The 19,157-nt window shown below is 42.5% G+C and carries 14 protein-coding genes and 1 pseudogene; 5 read left to right on the top strand and 10 right to left on the bottom strand.

Annotated features, from left to right (window positions below):
* Positions 1 to 72: 72 nt before the first annotated feature.
* From V7O66_RS11050 to V7O66_RS11040, 3 genes are all read right to left on the bottom strand, one after another.
* Positions 73 to 2,613: a PAS domain-containing protein gene (locus V7O66_RS11050; protein ID WP_406660371.1), complete on the bottom strand. Its 2,541-nt coding sequence runs from the start codon at positions 2,611 to 2,613 to the stop codon at positions 73 to 75.
* A gap of 484 nt (positions 2,614 to 3,097) precedes the next feature.
* A complete protein-coding gene (locus V7O66_RS11045) occupies positions 3,098 to 5,038 on the bottom strand; it encodes a hydantoinase/oxoprolinase family protein (protein WP_406660369.1) in 1,941 nt (646 codons plus the stop codon).
* Positions 5,039 to 5,063: 25 nt separating this feature from the next.
* Positions 5,064 to 6,995, bottom strand: coding sequence for a hydantoinase/oxoprolinase N-terminal domain-containing protein (locus tag V7O66_RS11040; RefSeq protein WP_406660368.1), 1,932 nt, complete (start codon positions 6,993 to 6,995; stop codon positions 5,064 to 5,066).
* 67 nt (positions 6,996 to 7,062) lie between these two features.
* On the opposite strand from V7O66_RS11040, the gene V7O66_RS11035 reads away from it, so the two are divergent.
* The 4 genes from V7O66_RS11035 (at position 7,063) to V7O66_RS11020 (ending at position 10,934) form a co-directional block, all read left to right on the top strand.
* Positions 7,063 to 7,248, top strand: a complete 186-nt coding sequence (locus tag V7O66_RS11035; RefSeq protein ID WP_406660367.1) for a hypothetical protein — start codon at positions 7,063 to 7,065, stop codon at positions 7,246 to 7,248.
* Positions 7,249 to 7,610: 362 nt separating this feature from the next.
* Complete coding sequence (locus tag V7O66_RS11030) at positions 7,611 to 9,653, top strand: histidine kinase dimerization/phosphoacceptor domain -containing protein (RefSeq protein WP_406660366.1); 2,043 nt, start codon at positions 7,611 to 7,613, stop codon at positions 9,651 to 9,653.
* Between the two features lie 19 nt (positions 9,654 to 9,672).
* Positions 9,673 to 10,062 (top strand): response regulator, encoded by a 390-nt coding sequence (locus tag V7O66_RS11025; RefSeq protein WP_406660365.1) that lies wholly within the window; start codon positions 9,673 to 9,675, stop codon positions 10,060 to 10,062.
* Positions 10,063 to 10,154: 92 nt separating this feature from the next.
* On the top strand, positions 10,155 to 10,934 hold the full coding sequence (locus V7O66_RS11020) for a helix-turn-helix transcriptional regulator (protein WP_406660364.1): 780 nt from the start codon (positions 10,155 to 10,157) through the stop codon (positions 10,932 to 10,934).
* A gap of 117 nt (positions 10,935 to 11,051) precedes the next feature.
* On the opposite strand, the gene V7O66_RS11015 is transcribed toward V7O66_RS11020, so the two are convergent.
* The 7 genes and pseudogenes from V7O66_RS11015 to V7O66_RS10985 form a co-directional block, all read right to left on the bottom strand.
* Complete coding sequence (locus V7O66_RS11015; RefSeq protein WP_406660363.1) at positions 11,052 to 12,560, bottom strand: APC family permease; 1,509 nt, start codon at positions 12,558 to 12,560, stop codon at positions 11,052 to 11,054.
* A 560-nt stretch (positions 12,561 to 13,120) separates the two neighbouring features.
* Positions 13,121 to 13,603, bottom strand: coding sequence for a class II SORL domain-containing protein (locus V7O66_RS11010; protein WP_406660362.1), 483 nt, complete (start codon positions 13,601 to 13,603; stop codon positions 13,121 to 13,123).
* A gap of 88 nt (positions 13,604 to 13,691) precedes the next feature.
* A complete protein-coding gene (locus V7O66_RS11005) occupies positions 13,692 to 13,937 on the bottom strand; it encodes an AcrB/AcrD/AcrF family protein (protein ID WP_406660361.1) in 246 nt (81 codons plus the stop codon).
* Between the two features lie 10 nt (positions 13,938 to 13,947).
* A complete protein-coding gene (locus tag V7O66_RS11000; RefSeq protein WP_406660360.1) occupies positions 13,948 to 14,211 on the bottom strand; it encodes a monomethylamine transporter in 264 nt (87 codons plus the stop codon).
* 5 nt (positions 14,212 to 14,216) lie between these two features.
* The gene (locus V7O66_RS10995; protein WP_406660359.1) at positions 14,217 to 15,611 is read right to left on the bottom strand and encodes an APC family permease; all 1,395 of its coding nucleotides are present in this window, start codon (positions 15,609 to 15,611) and stop codon (positions 14,217 to 14,219) included.
* Positions 15,612 to 15,828: 217 nt separating this feature from the next.
* Positions 15,829 to 17,205: pseudogene (locus V7O66_RS10990) on the bottom strand (monomethylamine:corrinoid methyltransferase).
* Positions 17,206 to 17,218: 13 nt separating this feature from the next.
* Positions 17,219 to 17,869 carry a methyltransferase cognate corrinoid protein gene (locus V7O66_RS10985; RefSeq protein WP_406660358.1) on the bottom strand — a complete coding sequence of 217 codons (651 nt, stop codon included), beginning with the start codon at positions 17,867 to 17,869 and terminating at the stop codon, positions 17,219 to 17,221.
* 519 nt (positions 17,870 to 18,388) lie between these two features.
* Between V7O66_RS10985 and V7O66_RS10980 the strand changes: the two genes are divergently transcribed.
* Positions 18,389 to 19,141, top strand: coding sequence for a helix-turn-helix transcriptional regulator (locus tag V7O66_RS10980; protein ID WP_406660357.1), 753 nt, complete (start codon positions 18,389 to 18,391; stop codon positions 19,139 to 19,141).
* Positions 19,142 to 19,157: the final 16 nt, after the last annotated feature.

Genomic DNA, 19,157 nt, shown 5'->3' with positions numbered 1-19,157 from the left:
CCCGGATACAAAAACAAGTACATAAAAGAATAGTATCAGATAATTACAAAAAAAAGATTTCTTCAGGAATCCTCAATCAGAGACAATAGGAGGATTCAGCACGGAATCATCCACAACAGAAGCTGTGGCTATCAGAACGCCCTGTTCACCCCATTCACCTACGGTGAACTTCGTTTTTACAGGAATTAGAATTCCTTCCTTGCTGACAAAAGGAATCTCGGAGTATAATGATTTTCCTTCCATGATCTCATCAAGGTTAGAAAGCACATCATCTTCCCATCCTTCAGGATACAGTATAAGGAAATCCTTATTATAAAGATCCTTAGCGGAATAGTTCAGGTTAGCCTGTAGTGATTGGTTGATATGCAATATCTTGCCTTGCATATCCATTATGAAGATAATTTCATCCAGAGCATCCAGCAGCGAGCCCAGATGTTTCTTGTTTCTATGTGACCCGTGATCTTTCTTCACGCGGGAAATGATAATACCCACCTGACCTGCGATCGTCTCTATGAGATTACGTGAGTTAGCAGGTATCTCCAGGCCATTGCTGGATCCAAATACCATGGCAGCCACAATATCATCATCGAATTTCACAGGTATGAAAGCCATAGCCTGAAGCTCCTCAGAGCCAAGGCCACCTTTCGGAACCATGGCATTGAGCTCTGAGAAATTCTTGTAAACGGGATAGCCCGTCATGAACAGGCGGTAGATAACCATATTCTTGTTGAAATGTGATAGCTTCTCCACAAAATTCGAGGAAAAACCCCGGTGTGCGACAAGGTTCATGTCACCTGTGACCTCATCCACAAGATAGATCGCTCCGTTATCTATTCTTTTGGTCTCAAGTGTAAAACTAAGCAATCTCTCAAATGTTTCATGCAGGTCCTCCGTTGCCCCCAGGACATTGTCAAGGTCACATTCCAGGCGCATGAAACTGTTGGCCTGCTTCCTTTCAGTGACATCCACAACTATACCCTGCAGATAATCCACGATACCATTCATATTATAGTGGATCATGGTCCGCTCATCGATCCACCTTACCTCACCGGACTTTGTTAATATACGGTATTCCTGGCTGAAGTCTGAGAAACCTTCCTTTGAAGCTCTGTCGACCTCCTGACGTACCCTTTCCAGATCCGAGGGATGGACTATGTCACCATAGATCAGCTTACCGGACATGAAATCATTGACATTATAACCGAATTGTGATACGTTCTCAGATACGAATTCCACCGGCCAGTCCTTCTCAGCTCGCCAAAGGAAGACAACAGCAGGACTGGAACCCATAACAGATTCGAGCACCCTGCGCATTTTCATTGCTTCGAGCATTACGTCGCTTGTCTTCTTGTATTGTACGAGCTTCCACATGCCCTCAGCGAACAGTGTCAACTGACGGACATCGGATTCATTATAGTCCTGCTCCTTGTTTGCCACACTTAAGACAGCAACCAGACCTTCATTCTCAAAGACAGGTATCGTTACATGACGGAACAAATGCTGACCAGCTGATTCAGGATAGGTCACGAACTGCATCTCAGAAGTATAATGCCTGTTCTCGACAACAGGCTTATTGTGGGCCTTTATGGCTTCACCCCAGAACCCTGTGGCCCTTACAGGGTAGCGAGAAGGCTGGTCACCACGCATAATTGATATTTGAGGAGGCCATTGGTATGCCTCCAGGACATTCTCATCCTCATTCAAAAATTCAAGGAAACCAAATTTACTACCTGTGAGTTCCACCGCCTTTTCTATGGTGAACTCCGCGATCTCATACAACAGAGCATCCTGCATCTGGTAGAGTTCAAGCAGGGCTTTAAGGCGCAATTCATTCAGGCGAAGTACATCCTCCACCATTTTACGCTCCCCGAAGTCTTCCAGAATACCGATACCACCTATAAGAGCACCAGCTGCTGAAGTGATGGGGGTGAAACTGGCCATGATAAGGAGGCGCTTTCCACTTATGGAGGAGATATAGTCGCCTTCGAAATAGCCTGTTTTCCCCAAAAAGACCATTCCTATGGCGTCAGCCATTCTATCGTCCTTCATTGAATTTAGGACATTGAAACCAAGGATATCCTTTTTTGGAGATTCAAGGATCCTGGAAAAACTATCATTGCAATGGGTGATGATACCGTTCTCATCGAAGTATACTATGCCTAAAGGTGATTTCTCAAAAATGACCTGATACTTTTTACCAGTCTCCAGCAACTCCCTCTCAGTCTTTTCAAGTTCGGTGTTGTCAATGATTATACCCTTGAAATGAGTTATATTGCCATTTCCATCACGTATTATAAAGGATCTTTCAGTAACCCAGCGTATGTCCCCGGATTTTGTGATTATCCTATAATTAAGGGAAAAATAAGAGGCGTTCTTATTTTTAAAAAGCTTTGAGACTTCAAAATTGATCCTCTCAATATCATCAGGATGCAACATGTGCCCATAATCCAGTTTACCGGAAAGGAAATCATCAGGAGTGTAACCCAATTGTATAACATTACTTGATACGGATTCTACTGGCCAGTTATCCGTTGCCCTCCACATGAAAGAAATGACAGGGCTGCTGTTGTATACAGCTTCCAGTTTTTTTTCAATGAAATTGGTATCAGACATGTTTTTACCATAGACGTTTTGATCGCGCTCTTGAACTCAGAAACCAGCATTAATTCTAAACTCAAATATCATCAGATTAAGATTAGTGCTATACAAGACAACCACCATATATATTTTCCGAAATTGGTAATTCAAATAAATTATAGTGCAGTTCCGGTATTATCAAATTTAGAGTGCAAATAGCCAACATTACCAGAGAGAAAAAACATAAAAAAGACGGGTTATCATTATGATTTTTACACAATGACATATTGGCGGAAACCCCGGGAATTTAACCCGGCTGAACGGATTTAGAGTCCATTTGATCAACCTGATCAGATTTCCACACAGATATTTTTGCGATAATACCTATTGTAGGTCATCAATATATATAATTTACCGTCTTTTTTTGAATCCTATCAACCATACCACCTTATGAACCTGTTTTTTCAACATACGCAAAAAATAATAGATATCCTTTTATACAGGATACCTGCCACTAGATTCATATACCGGATATAGAGCCCTCATTCTTCGGAAGTCCTACCCCCAGGAAAACCAGCCTGGTCTCAAAAGGCATGCCGCCACTATCATCCATAGTTATATCGTGACGTTTAATATCGATATCAATATCATCATATTCTACACCCGAGTCTGCCATGTATTCCAGCACTAGCTTCTTACCAAGATTCATAGCATATTCCACCGCTTCTGCATGGTTTGTGAGTTGAGCCCTTCCTTCAGGGGAAAAGACCAGTATTGATCGCTCGGATTTCTCATAAGAGGCTCTTATCAGTATCTCGATCTGTTTGACACCCTTACCCACAAGAGCTCCCACAGCATTTCCCACCATGGAATATTTGGGAACTATGATCCGGGCATCTATAAGACTGCCAAGTTCATCGACATATGCAGCAACAGGGCCTCCCAGTAACACCACCGGAACATTGGACTTAAGCTGTGAAACGTACTTGCCCCTTAGCATCTTCTCTATCTCAGATCTTTCAATATCCCTGAACATGAAACCCATGAGGTTAATTGCCATGTTGATAGAGACCTCTTCCTTGATCTTTCTGCAAAGCTCATATTCGTCCATGGGTGTGAGCCTTGAGAGAATCCTTGCACCTTCCATGGAAGCTTCACGGTCCCACTGAGTATATTCATCCAACACGTGCAAAGCATCCGTTGGAGTAAAACCGATAGCCTGAACAAGTCTTTTTTGGATCAGACCATCTATGTGGTCTGTGGAGATAGGACTGCCAAGTTTCCAAAAGATATCGTTGATGGAAACAGGTTCTTCACCTATCATTGCAAGTATTTCCCCCTCATAGCCGCTCAAACCGGGGTTCTCCTTTGCAGTCCTTACAAAGAACTTCGTGGGCTGTATGTTCTCCTCAAGCTGTACCCTTGAAGGAGTGCGGCCTGCCCTTAGCTGTTCCATGAAACCAGAATACTTTACAGCAGCCAGACAAAGGGGTATAACCCTTCTGGGCCCTACATTGATCTTCCTGTTCTTGACCCAAACATGGCTGTCACCCCCCATTGCAGAGGTTTCCATGCGAATGGCTTTGACCTTGGTTTGCCATCCTCCCACAACAGCACCTTCATCCACAAGCTCGGGAAAGCCATTGTGATTCAGCGAGACATCCGTACTTGTCCCTCCCACATCGATAACAGCACATGTATCGGTCTTTGCAAGGAAAGATGCACCCATAAGACTTGCAGCAGGCCCTGAAAATACAGATTCTATTGGCTTTTCCATTGCCTCCTCGATACTAATAATAGAACCATCGCACTTGAGCATCATCACTTTGGCTTCAATGCCCCTTTTTCGAACATCTGAGACAATGGCATCTATGAACTGTTTGGCTATGGGTATAAGCTGGGCGTTGAGGTAAGCTGTCACACCCCTCTCATAAGCACCCAGGTCCTGTGAAAGTTCATGACCACAGACCACAGGCAACCCCGTCATCTCGGTTATCATCTCCCTCACCCTGATTTCATGATCAGGATTTCGAACACTGAAATAAGAGGATACTGCAAAAGCAGATACCCTGTCCCGGACCTTTTCCACATATTCCCGGACAGCATCCATATCCAGTCTTTCATCTTCCGTACCATTAATATTGTGTCCGCCCTTGACGATAGTATACTCACTGATGGGAATTGTATCGGATAAGGTGTTTTCACCCACCAATATCAGGGCCACAGGATAACCGGTCTTCTCAAGTATAGTATTAGTTGCAAGGGTAGTGGAAACAGAAACCAGCTTAACATCAGGGAGATAACCCCTGTCCAGACCATCAATGGCATTCTCGATGCCTGTCAACAGGTCAGGATATGTGGTCAAAGCTTTATTGGAATCAATTACTTCCCTGTCCGAATTCCTGATTATCACAGCATCTGTGTAAGTTCCGCCTGCATCTATTCCGAGGCTATATTGCATATCTATCCATCCTTTTATCAAGAAATTATCTTATTGCTTCTCCTATTCCCAGGAAAGACAATCTTGTCTCAAGAGGTATCCCTGCATCCTGCACATGAATATCCTTCCTGCTCATATCAATCTTAACATCATTTTTATCCAGTCCCGAATTCGCCATGTATTCCAGGATCAACTGGTTACCTATCCTTTCTCCGAATTCAAGGGCTTCATGATGAGAGGAGAACTCACTCCTTCCTCCCGGGTAAAAAGTAACAAAAGACTTGGAACGCAGGTTATATTTGGATTCGCTGTAATTTGCCTTTATAAGTACCTCAAGCCTTTTTACACCCTTTCCAACAACAGCACCCACGGCATTTCCGACACTGGCATGCTCAGGCACCACTATCTCAGTATCAATAAGTTCCCCGAGCTCTTTGACATACGCAACCACAGGTCCGCCAAGCAGCACCACAGGTACGTCCACCTTGAAACGTGCAAAGAACTCGCCCTCAAGTATCTTTTCTATTTCCTGTTTATCCACTCCGTCCAGAAGGAAAGAAACAAGGTCAAGAGCCATGTTAAGAGCTACTTTCTTCTTGATGGACAGACAAAAAATGTAATCATCCTCTCCTGCAAGATCTGCAAGTATACGTGCACCTATTATCGACGCCTCACTGTCCCATTGCTCATATTCACCCAACACGTGCAAGGCATCGGTGGGTGTGAAACCTATGGCATGTATCAGTCTCTTCTGTATCAACCGGTCCAGAATTGCGGGATTTGGAAAACGGTTCTCATTCCAGTATATCTCACTGACAGTAAGGGGTTTGTCACCTATCCTGTCAAAGAGTTCCTGCTCATTGGGAGTGAGATCCGTTGCTCTGTCACTTGTCCTCACAAAGAACTTGGTGTGTTGCAGGTTCTCACCTAGATGGTTAGGCAGTATGACCTGTCCTTTTTTGAGCTTTATCATGATCTCAGGATATATTGTGGAGGCAAGACAGAGTGGTATCACCCTTCGGGGACCGATATTGATCTTATGGTTCTTGACCCAGACATGGCTGTCCCCGCCCATGGCAGAGGTCTCCATCTTCAGAGCCTTCACCTTTGTACTCCATCCACCTACAATGGCTCCTGAATCTGAAAGTTCCGGCAGGCCATTATACATCATGGAAACATCCGTGCTTGTACCTCCCACATCGATCATGGCACAGCTTTCAAGCCCCGACAGATCTGATGCCCCTACAAGACTTGCTGCCGGACCTGAAAATATGGATTCTATGGGTTTAATAAGGGCTTCCTGGATCCCGACAACAGAGCCATCGCACTTGAGCATCATGATCCTCGAATCAATGTTCCTTCTGCTGATCTCTCCGGTGACAGTATCCATAAAATGTTTCGTTATGGGTATAAGACGGGCATTCAGGTAAGCAGTCACACCTCTCTCATAAGCACCCAGATCCTGGGATAGGTCATGGCTGCAGACCACAGGTAATCCGGTAAGATCACTTATGAGCTGCTTTGTTCTCAGTTCATGATCGGGGTTTCGGACGCTGAAATATGAGGAAACAGCAAAAGCACGAACCTTATCCTTCATGCTGAGCACAAAACTCTCAACGGCGTCGATATCCAGCGGACATACCTCATTTCCTGCGCTGTTATGTCCTCCATTGACACGTGCGAAATGTTCTATTCTGGAACTGTTGGGAATATCGGTCTCATTTATCAGTATCAGAGCAACAGGGTAACCAGTATCCTCAAGCACACTATTGGTTGCCAGTGTTGTGGAAACAGAAGTGAACTTTACATTCTCAAGTTTGGTCGGGTCCAGGCCATCAAGCACATTTCTAATCCCTGTAAGAAGGTCAGGGTATGTGGTAAGGGATTTATTGGTGTCTACTACCTTGCCATCAAAGTCCCTGATTATCACTGCATCTGTGTAAGTACCACCTGCATCGATTCCTAAGCTGTAATGCATCAATTATCATTCCTTTGAACTATGACCGAAAATCATTTTTTGGCCTTTTGAATTTATAACCGGGTAAATGGGTATCTTTCAGCTTTCGTACCCGGGAAAAAATATCTTTCATATATTATCCGATCTCCAAAAGCAAAAAGATGGTTTTGTCGAAAATCCTGAATCCTTTGTAAAAACAAAGGAGCTTCAAAGGCACAGAATTTCCATGAAACTAGCCATCATGCTCCAGATGGACATGGACCTCCTGAAATGATGAAACGAGTATTGTAAACCTTAAAAATGACTATGCATAGTTAGTATAAGTATTTTGTGTATTTTCCCCTTGCTAACTTCAACAAAAAACACACACATGTAGAAACATACGCCACCTGATATTGTTTTTGATATTGGTGTGCTCCATAAACTATTGAGCTTATTCATACATGGTGATAAAATATATATAGTGCGATTTACCAGCATATGAATTTTAAAAGAGAGTAAACAGATAATCAATCCACACAAATTGATTACAATCTCGTTATAACATTACAATGCCGTTGTAATTATAGCAAACGTGTATTTTAAACCAAAATTCAACAATTGATATAATGGACCATCTGGAATGCAGGCCTGAATATGAAATGGGAAAATACATCTCTGAAATTCAAACTGATACTTTACATTATCATGGGAACCATGATAGTGCTTGCAACAAGTACAGCGATGACCATTTCCACAGTGACCGGTCAGGAAGAAGAACTTGCCTACAAGCAATCCATAGAGATGGCCAGGAACTATGCCAATGAATTCAATGGTGACATGGAAACCAACCGTGCCATTGCAGAAACCATGGCTTTAAGCATCGGTAGCTACGATTCCATGAGCAGGGAAGAAGCTAACGATATGCTTTACAAAATGCTGACGGAGCATCCTCACCTGCTTGGTACATATCTTGCCTACGAACCTGATGCCTTTGATGGCAAGGATGAACTATATGTGAATTCTCCGGGACATGATTCCACTGGAAGATTCATCCCTTACTGGAACAAGATAACAGGTCCCATCAAACTTGATCCTCTTCTGAATTATGAGACACTGGATTACTACCAGTTGCCAAAAACAACAAAAAAAGAAGTATTGACAGAACCGTATTATTACGAAGGCACCTTCATTGTGAGTCATGTTTCCCCGATAATAAAAGATGGTGAATTCATAGGAATAGTGGGAGTGGATGTTTCCCTTAATTATCTGGATGAAGTGATCAGCGAAGTAAAACCATTTGAAACCGGCTATGCTTTCATGACCGGCAATACTGGTATCCTGGTCTCGCATCCTACCAACAAAGAATGGATCGGGGAAAGAACACTTTATGATTTTGAAAATGAGGATTTCTCTAAAGTTGCAGATGAGATTGGAGAGGGGAAAAGCGGGCAGATCGAAACCATCGACCCCATTACCGGGGAAATGATAGTGATGTTCTACGAGCCCATAAGGACAGGCAATTTTTCATTTATTCTGGTCATTCCAAAAGATGAGATGCTTGCAGGTGTTAACACCCTCAGTAATGAATTACTGAAAATATCCCTTGCATCTATAATTTTCATGGCATGTATCTCTTATTTGATAGCATTTTCCTTTACAAGACCCATCAAGGAGATAGTTAGCGATTTTAAGAGTATATCAAAGGATGCCGTCAGGGGAAAACTTGACTCAAGGGCTGAAACCAATGTTGAAACTGATTTCAAAGAGATACCCATGGGACTCAATGAGATCCTTGATGCAGTGATAACACCTATCCGTGATACTATAAGGCTTACAAATGCACTTGCAAGAGGAGAACTTGATGAAAGGTCTCACTTAAATGTACAGGGAGAATTCAGGCACCTTGCAAACACACTGGATAATTTTGCCAAATTACTTGATCTGATAATAAAAGACTCGAATCAGGTACTTACTGCAATACAGAAAAATGATTTCTCAAGAAAGGTAAGGGTATATGGAGAAGGTGATTTTCTTATACTGACCGAGGGGATCGAAAAAACAAGGGCAACGCTGTCAGGGATGATAGATGAGCGTGAAAAGATAGAAGAAATACGTAAAAAAGAGATACATCACCGTATAAAGAACAATCTTCAGGTCATTTCAAGTTTGCTTGATCTTGAATCCGATAAATTCGAAAGCGAAGAGGTTATTGAGGCTTTCAGGGAAAGCCAGAACCGTGTGATATCCATGGCCCTGGTGCATGAGGAACTTTACAGATCACAGGATATGGAAAGCATAGATTTTTCCGATTATCTTATGAAGCTTGTTAATGAGCTGTCATATTCTTACGCTATCAATAAAGAGAGTATTAAAATTAAAATTGATGTCGACCCCACTTTCCTTGACATGGACACTGCCATTCCTCTTGGAATGATAGTAAATGAACTTGTTTCGAATTCATTCAAACATGCATTCAAGGAGAGAGAAGAAGGGGAAATATATGTTGATCTTAGTTTTGAAGATAAGAAATTAACACTGACTGTAGGAGACAACGGTATTGGTTTCCCGGAAAACATCAATTTCAGAGAGACAGATTCTCTTGGATTACAATTAGTGACAACCCTGACATCCCAGATAGATAGCGTCATTGAACTTGATAGAAGCAAAGGCACGAAATTCAGGATAACTTTAGAATGATTAAAATGCAGGTGAACTCATGGAAGATATAAAAATTCTTGTTGTAGAGGACGAAGGTATCATCGGTCTTAATATAAAGAAGAAACTAAAGAGTTTTGGATATACTGTACCGGCCATAGTTGCAACAGGGGAAGAAGCTATAAAGATGGCAGAGATAACTTTTCCTGACCTCATATTAATGGATGTCAGACTGAAAGGGGATATGGATGGGGTGCAAACTGCTGGGGAGATCCGTAAAATTTTCGACATCCCAGTGATCTATCTTACTGCATATTCAGATGATGAAGTCCTTGAAAGAGCAAAAAAGACAGAGCCTTACGGATATATCGTTAAACCATTCAAAGCAAATGATCTGCGTAGCAATATCGAAATAGCACTTTACAGACATAAAATGGAAAAAGGTATGTAAATAAGCCTTCCATAGCTGTATATGAACTCTTTGAGTGACGATATTAATAAAATCCAGACTTTACAATGATCAAATCAGAACAGTTGGTATGAATGAAAGGTTCACTAATAGACATAATCCTCAATTCGGAAAAACGGAAAAATGTTCTGCTTCTCCTTATGGAAGGCGAAAAGAGCCGTGAAGAGATTAAAACAAGTCTCAACGTAACTTCCACAGCTCTTATTCCCCAGATCAAAAAACTCAAGGAACACGGCCTTGTCATCCAGAATGGAGATGATTATATCCTAACCAACATGGGGAAAGTGTTGGTGGCGAACATGCTGCCTCTTTTGAATGCTGTAGAGGTTTTTGAAGAGAACAGTAGCTATTGGATGAATCGTGATCTCAACGGCATCCCTGAACCAATATTGAAGAGATTCGGTGAACTTGGCAACTGTATCATCATTGAACCTGACCTTAACTACCTTTTTGAATTTCCTAAAGAGTTTACCGAAAATATAGCCAAATCCAGTTATGTTATGGCTTTTAACGCTTATTTCCATCCTGAATATCCGGCCCTGTACTCAAGCCTTGCTGAAAAGGGGATCGACTTTTCTCTGGTCACAACAAGTTCTGTCCATGAAAGAATGAAAAAAGACTACGCAGATGATCTCAGGAAGTTCATGGATCTTGAGAATACCGAACTGTTTGTGTCAAACGAGATGACAGGCCTGGCAACTCTGGTTAGCACAGACCGTTTCCTGTTCCTCTGTTTCTTTAATAAACAGGGACAATATGACCATACTATCCTTATGAGCTTTGACAGCAATGCGCTTCAGTGGAGCAAGGAACTATTCTCTTATTTTAAAGATAAAGCAGAAAGCATTGCTTGATCGAAATGGTTAAAAAAGAGATCTGACCGCCTATCATCTTTGACAGGCGGTCTGATCTTAAGTGTTCTGCATAATTGGAGGTAATGCATTAATTAAAAATATTGCAGTAAGGATCTCTTACTGCAAGGTTCCAGATCCTTTTATTTCATCCTGTATTACTTCTGCCTGTCTTGCAACATGAGTCTCATGTTGTGAATAATACCACATAGGTATGTACAGAGCCAGTACAATCATTCCCACACCAGTGGAGAACCAGCTTCCTTCCACGCTGTTTAGGTAGATTACACCAATCAGACAGAGAGGAAGGTTGAACAAACCGAACAGAAGCGCAACGTTCTTCCAGCCGGATGGTGCTTGGAAAGGCCTGTCAAGACCTGAAAGGTGTGGGTCCGCCTTTGCCTTTACATATGCAAATAGACTGATACCGTTTGCACAGACATATCCTATAGCGGATGCTGCAAGGATAGCTGTTGGAGTACCCATTGAAATGAGTGCAAGGTTGAACACGCCGATAATGACCATTGCCAGTACAGGAGTACCATGGGAATTTACTTTACCAAATACTCTTGGAAGGTTTCCTTCAACTGCCATAGAATGCATTGCTCTTGCAGAACCAAGATATGCAGTCTGGATGATAAGAACCATTGCAGCAATAAGCATCACAATAGCAATAGTTGAACCCATATCACCAAGAGCTATCTGCGCAACAGGAAGCATAGGATCGATCGGTGCATTGGCGATACCGTCAATACCCAGTACACCGGTAACTGTGGTCTGTACAATTATAAATGCCAGAAGGCAGATAGCACCACAGGTGAAAAGTGCTTTTGGTACATCGCGACCAGGATTCTTGTACTCAGGACCATAGATAGCTGCTGTTTCCCACGCACATGCACTCCACTGTGCCATTGCAAAAATACCAAGCAAGATGAGAATACTGTTCAAATCCCATACCCAATCAGTTGGCAGCCAGGTACCGGTGATATTTGCAAGTACGAAATCACCTGTTATATATGGTACCACTGCAATTATGATCAATGGAATAAATGCGAGTGCTGCGAGAATATAACCTACCACTGCACCACTTGAAACACCACGATAATTAATAACTATAAGAGCACCGAATATAACAATACCTGCAGCCAATGAAAGCTGATATTGACTGAAAGTAGCTGATAGTGCAGGGAACAAGCTGTGCAGGTAAAAACCTACAAGAATTGCAAAGATAGCAAGCACGGGATTCCAGGCAAACCAGTAACTCCATGCACTGAATCCACCTATAAGCTTACTTTTGTCATATTTTCCCTTGTAATTAGGCGTTTTAAAGACATTCTGCGCAAACCCGGGAAGACCGGAAGCCTTCGGAAAAGTTGTTGCAAGCTCACCATAAGCCAGGTTCTGCATGAAACCCTGGAATACGGAAAGACCCCATACAATAATAGCAGCCGACCAAAGCCAACCTGCAAAGTATCCAATTGATGGTAAGATGAGCAGAGGTACACCTACAGCAATCGCCAGACCTTGTTTCCAATCAATTGTCCTTTCCAGTTCACTGGACTCGCAGACAACTTTTGCACATTGTTCTGCATGATGCCAGTCTACTCCCGTTTCTTTATTAGAATCCATTTCTAATCACCTTCTTTTAATAGCAGGATATGAAACCCTTATACTTCCGGAAAAAACAATGAAGATCTGTTTTTTCATTATTCATAGGAAGTTCATAGGAATCATATTGCTATCAGACCAGACCCCCCTGACCTGACAGCAACTGAATACTTATTTACTAACCCATTTCCCGAAAGGCTCACAACAGTTGATCATGATATCCAGCAGTTTCCCGGTCTTTATCTTTGACTCAAGCCCCTGGAAGCCCTGCAACTGATGTGATGGTATCTGAGAACTCTTTTGAAGAGCAATCAGTTACAATAGAACATAAGAAGAAAAAGTATATATCATAATCTCAGTGAAATCAGTCTAATGCACTTGAATTTATCAGCAGGGATGGAATGTTTATCTATCCTTATATGATTACAACGGCGTTGTAATCCTGCACTATCATTAAAACAGGTAACCTATTGGTTAGCAAAGTATCGAAAAATAAGAAAAACGCAAAAATAGTTATCCCGGGTAAAAAAGGAAGAATGTAAAATTTACTTTTCCCGGAGAAGTAAATTAAAATTCAAAAATTAGAAACCCGGGCTCCAAGTACACTTTTTGCCAGGATTTACGGTTGCGGAGATAATCTCTATTCCCTTTGAATCCCCCCATAAGCCATGTACATTGCAACTTTCGATGGCTCTAAGGTTTACAATGGCTGATCTGGTACCACATGTACCACATACACCAAATCCGTGGATATTACAGTTCATTATCTCACGTGTGGAGATCATATCCTCGGTTCCGACCACTGTAAAAGTTGCTTCAGCCTTTTCTTCTGTTGAATCTAATTCCTTTTTCCCCACAAGGTCATCATCTATGTACAATTCTATCCACTGGATGTAATGGTCATCTTCCATCACATGGGGAAGGCTTCCAACTGTAACTTTCACCTCAAAAGGCTCACCTGCTGTTACCTCTTCAGGGGCTTCAATGACAGGAATATGCTTTTTTTCCGTTTCAGTAAGATCTTGACTATCTTTTGCTCGTTGAACACTGATATTCGATTTCATAAATTTCACCTGATACATTATCTGCATTAAAAACAGACTTTCCCGTTTAAAAAATTATAAATGCCAGTGTTGCCACTGGCATACTCCTCTAGTACTTATAGTGGCTTACCGAGTGGTACAGAATAATTGCAAAGAATGCAATTATAACTGCCAGTAAGCTGAAAAAGCCCACAGGATCCCACAGGAACTGAATGGCACCTGTCTCTGTCCACCCCACCAGTACTGAACCCTGTATTCTCGTAGGTACCACCAGGCAGATGAAGGCAAGTGCAAATATGAATATAATATCAAATGCCTCCATCATCCAGTTTTGTTTCTTTATTTCCTTTTCCATGTTACCCACCTCAATCGTAGTATTTCAGATCGTACATATGTTGTTTAATTGAGTGGCGTACCTGCCAGTAACCTATGGTTTCAATTCCCACTATCAATAAGAAGAACAAAAGGTATATTCCTCTAATCGCAGGCGAAACCGCAGGACCTGCCAGGGACAATACATTATAGACCACGTAACCCTCCACAATGATCAACAGTGCTATTGCACCTGTTATCAAAAATGTGTCCTTTCTGAATTCCCCACTATATCTAACTTCGTCAACTCCCTCCATTCATATCACTCCTTTTCAATATGATGACTTGGGTTTGGCCAACCCATTTCTTCTTCCCAGCTGAACTCTTTCTGATGTTTCTTGTGCTTGTTATGGAAGTAGAAATACGCTATCAGATAGAAGATCAGAGCAAAGATAAGATTGTATCTGTAACCCCAGAACAATGTGGACATTATAGTGATGGCTATTGCAATTGCAAAGTAAGATATCCATGGCTGCAGTGGGCTTACGAACGGGCGTACCCTGCTAATATGTGCTGGGAACATCTTTCTGAAACGTATCAGAGAGAATGGTATCAGAACATAGCATATCAACCCGGATACTATGGAGAAAGTAATGACCTGATCCAGATAACCACTGAACGCGAAGGCTATTGCAATAGGCATTGTGAAAATGACTGCCTTATAAGGTGTCTGGTATCCCGGATGCACCGAAGCGAACCAATTGGATACGAAATGATCCCTTGACAAAGCAAACCATGACCTTGATGAGTCACAGACACATCCGTTTGCACTGGAAAGACAGGTCAGCAAAGTTCCAATTCCCAAAAGCGCCACCAGTACATACACACCACTAGCCTGTGCAGCCTCGAATAGCGGATAAACCGAAACTCCAAGACCTTCTGCTGGTATATTGGAAGGAAGCAGACTTGCACATATAAAGAGTGTCATGGCAGCTCCCACAAGAAGTGTTATCATTCCTGCCTGCTGTCCAATAGGCACTGCTCTTGAAGGATGTTTACACTCCTCGGCACACATGGCTGCCCCTTCTATACCCAGGAAGAACCACGGACCGAACTGCAAAGCTGCAAACAGACCTATCATTCCATTTGGCATCGCTCCCTGGAAAAGATTCTCCGGATGAAGCTCAAATACACCGCCGAATGTTCCTGAGAAGAAGAACAATATGATAGCAAGGAAAGCTATGGCAGTCATAAAGAAGTTAAGCGTTAGTGCAGCTACAACACCTCTGTAATTAATGAACGTAAGTGTTGCTATTACCAATAACGTTACAGGAAATACCTGCAGTTCAGGGAAGATCTCCTGTGCTATAAAGGCAACAACGATAGCATCAGCAGCTTCCAGGGCTATGAACTCCATATATACAGCAAGACCTACGCTCCCCGCCGCACCTGGTCCAACGAACAATCGTGCCCAGTCATAAGGTCCTCCTGCCGTTTTGGTGGCAGATCCCAGTTCACTTGCACACAAAGATATTATTACATACATCGTACCTGCAACGAGCATTGCAAGTAGGGCACCCAGAATTCCACCTTTTGCCACAGTGAAATTCCACCCCATAAATTCACCCACAAGGACTATACCCACTCCCAATGCCCATACGTGATAGGGTCTGAGGGTTTTGATAAGTCCTGGTGATTCTTCAACTCCGTCAGTCAAGTTATCACCTCTTTAATTTTTTGGATGTTTTTCTTGCATCGAGTAAGACCCATCCGATCAATGCAAAGGCTAGTAAGTAGATTACTCCGTTAATGACAGTCCAATATACATCCATTGGAAAACCTCCTTTTTGTTCAATCCCACATGAATATTCGTTATATTACACTCGATAAAAAATGCCAGCGATACTCTTCGCTGGCAAGTTTTTCAAAATCTATCAGAAAACCAGTCCGAGCTCTTCGAGCTTCTTGCGTGCACCCTCATAGACCTGGACGTATTCATCGGTTGGTGTTACGGTAGCAACATCGTAACATTCCTGGAATCTCTTGCCCTCTGGTGCTGTTGCATAGTCTTTCTCGTAGAGTGGGATGAGTTTATGGAGAATCTCGTTAACTTCTGAGATATCCATACCTGAAGTTGCTCTTGCGACCTCTCCCATCATCCTGGCTTCCATACCTGTGGTCTTATCCTGGACTACACCCTTTGCAGCTGCCACACCGGAGAGGATCTCACGGCCGGATGCTGTGTCGTTCATAGACTGTGCGGATAGTTCCAGCAGGCACATCTCGGTACATGGTCCTGCACATGGGTAGTACTGGTTACCTGAGAGCAGGTCGGTGAACTCTGAGATGGTTGCACATGTCCATCCTGCGATCTGGAGGGTTTCACGGGTGTTTGTTGATCCCCAGCGGATGTGGACCGGACCATCAAGGTGCCAGCTTGCGTTACTCATTACAAAAGCATTGATGTGGGTTGCGATATCAACGATAGCAGTCTCTTCTATGCCGCCGGCATAGCCACCAAAGATAGGCATCTGCTCATCCATGATGATATCACTGTTACCCTGATAATGGGCCATTACACAAATTGCCTCAAGGTCGATCTTAAGCTCATTGAGCTGTGATACCTCGTGACTGTCGCTGCTGACCTGGCCACCGGCGCAGTCAGAAGCCATATTTCCCTGAGCGGACAGGGAAGTCTCAGGTCCCTATATGCCCATGCCAGGCCTTCCGGCCATTGCAGCTGCCTGTTTGATAAGCCTTGTTTCGGTCTTGGCAGCAAGTATCTCATAAGGACTCTTTGGAATTGGTGGCTTTCCACGAACAGTCATCATGACACCATTAACTATGGTGTTGACTTCCTTTTCCAGTGCGTAGCTCATGTGGATAGGCATGAACATGTCCTCGGAAATAGGGGAACCTGTTGGACCACCCTGGATTATAGGCTTTCTCTTGTCACCTACACTTCTCTTCCTGACATTGACAGCATCCCTGCCGGTTCCTAAGACAAACTCTCTCTGGTTGTTGTTGAGAGCATCCCAGATCTCATCCTCTGTGTATTTTACAACCCTGCTGGTGTCGGTACAGTATATACCACATTCCAGAAGCATCTCGAAACCTGCTTTGAACAGGTTTTCCATCATGTCCTTGTCGGTTGGAACAAATTCGTCCTTGAAATCAAGGCCGTACTTCTGTTTGAGCTCCATTGTTTTCATTGGAATGGTCATGAGATCCCAGTCATCCTGACTCATCTTCGCGCCCTTCTTTGCACGGTCATAGAACTCAAAACAATTCATTGATCTTGAATATGCCATATTATATTCCTCCTCAGCTCATTAATTCAAGGGCTACACGGGATGCATCTGCTGCATTCTCTGCTGTTGCATCTGCTCCGATCTCATCGATCCAGCCCTGGGATACAGGTGCTCCACCGAACATGATCTTTACAGCGTCTCTGAGACCTTCTTCTTTGAGCATCTCTACTGTGTCTTTCTGACCAAGCATGGAGGTTGTCATGAGTGCTGAACCCACAAGGACCATCTTCTGACCCTTGAGTTTCACAACTTCATCGAGGATCTTGTCGTTTGATACGTCAACTCCGAGGTCGACGATCTTAAAGCCGTTTGCACCAAGCATTGTTGATACGAGACGGTGACCTATATCGTGAATGTCGCCTTCCTGAACGAAGGTAATTGCAGTACCTACGCCCTCGCCTGGCTTTTCTTCTGCAAGCAGGGGAGTGAGGATCTCCATTGCAGCGTTCATGGCCTTTGCAGACATCATGATCTGTGGAAGGAAAATCACTGCTTCCTCGAACTTTTCACCAATTATTTTCATGCCTACTGAAAGTCCGCCGTTGATAGCATCAAATGCTGAAACACCAGCATCCAGAGCTTCTTGTGTAGCTACAGCACAGCCGGCAATATCCTGATTAACAATCGTATCTCTGAGTTTATCCAAAATTTCCTGATTTCCCATTTATCCACCTTTTTTATTTTATAGTACAGTTGTTTTTTACAGCATTGCAACTACCCGGCACAGTGCTCTTGAAAAACTTCCTGAATCGAGTTATCCGATTAGATAACTACCCACATATACAGGAATTATCTGACAGTATATAGCATACTTTATACCGATTTTTCAACAATTACGATACATTGTTCCCCAATTATTACTTCAACAAAGGAATGATAATTTCAGTTTCTGGCTGGTTTCTAAAAGGATCTGCGATTTTCACGGGCCATGTGACTTTGCATATGCCTTGTGAATTGTACATAACAACGTGAATTTACCTGTAAATTAGATTAATATAAAATCAGGTCGAAAGTTATCATCAATACAAACAAGTATTTATAGTGCTAAATGGGATTTTTTACCAACGGGTTTAGGGTGACTGATAATCAAAATTCCTGAAGATAGGAATATCACAGCAGAAATCGGAATATGATGACTATGAAAACGACACTGGTAAATACTGTTTGGTTTTCTCAAAAAAGAATGAATCTGCTGTTACTATTAAATGAAGGGGAAAGGGACCTCGAACAAATAAAAAAGTCACTTAATGTGACTACCAGGTCCATAATGCCCCAGATAAAAACACTGAAGAGTCACAACCTTATAAAACAGGAACAAGAGCAGCTCAGTTTAACCATTGTGGGGAGAACGATTGTAAAGAACATGTTACCATTTCTTGATACATCAAGAATTATTGAAGAGAACAAAGACTTCTGGACCAGCAGGAATTTTGATGCAATACCCCCACATCTTTTCAGCAGAATAAGGGACCTTGGACATTATTTCCTGATAGAACCAGATATCAACCACATGTTTGAACTTCCCAGGGAGTTTGTGGATAACATCCCTAAATCAAAATCCATTATAACTTTTGTTTCATACCTTCATCCAACATTCATCTCTCTTTATCTGAAAGCATCAGGAGCAGGAGCAGATATATCACTTTTTCTTTCAGAGTCGACTTTGCAAAAAATAAAAAAAGATTATCTTGAGCAATTCAATGAATTGATGGAAATGGGGAATACAAAGGTCTTCCTTTGCAAAGAGAGTCCGAAAATACCAATGATAACAGTGACCGACTGGTTTTGTTATATTTGCCTTTTCAATAAGGAGGGAAGGTATGACCACAGGGACATAATCAGTTTTGATGATAGTTCTTTAAAGTGGTGTCATGAAATGTTTGACCATTACGGGACTAATTCAAAAAGACTGTACAAAATAATGGGAGCTGAATAGGAGATAGGTCCTTTGG

The organism is Methanolobus sp. ZRKC3 (assembly GCF_045291275.1).
Taxonomy (GTDB): Archaea; Halobacteriota; Methanosarcinia; order Methanosarcinales; family Methanosarcinaceae; genus Methanolobus.
This window is presented reverse-complemented; position numbering and strand designations above follow the sequence as displayed.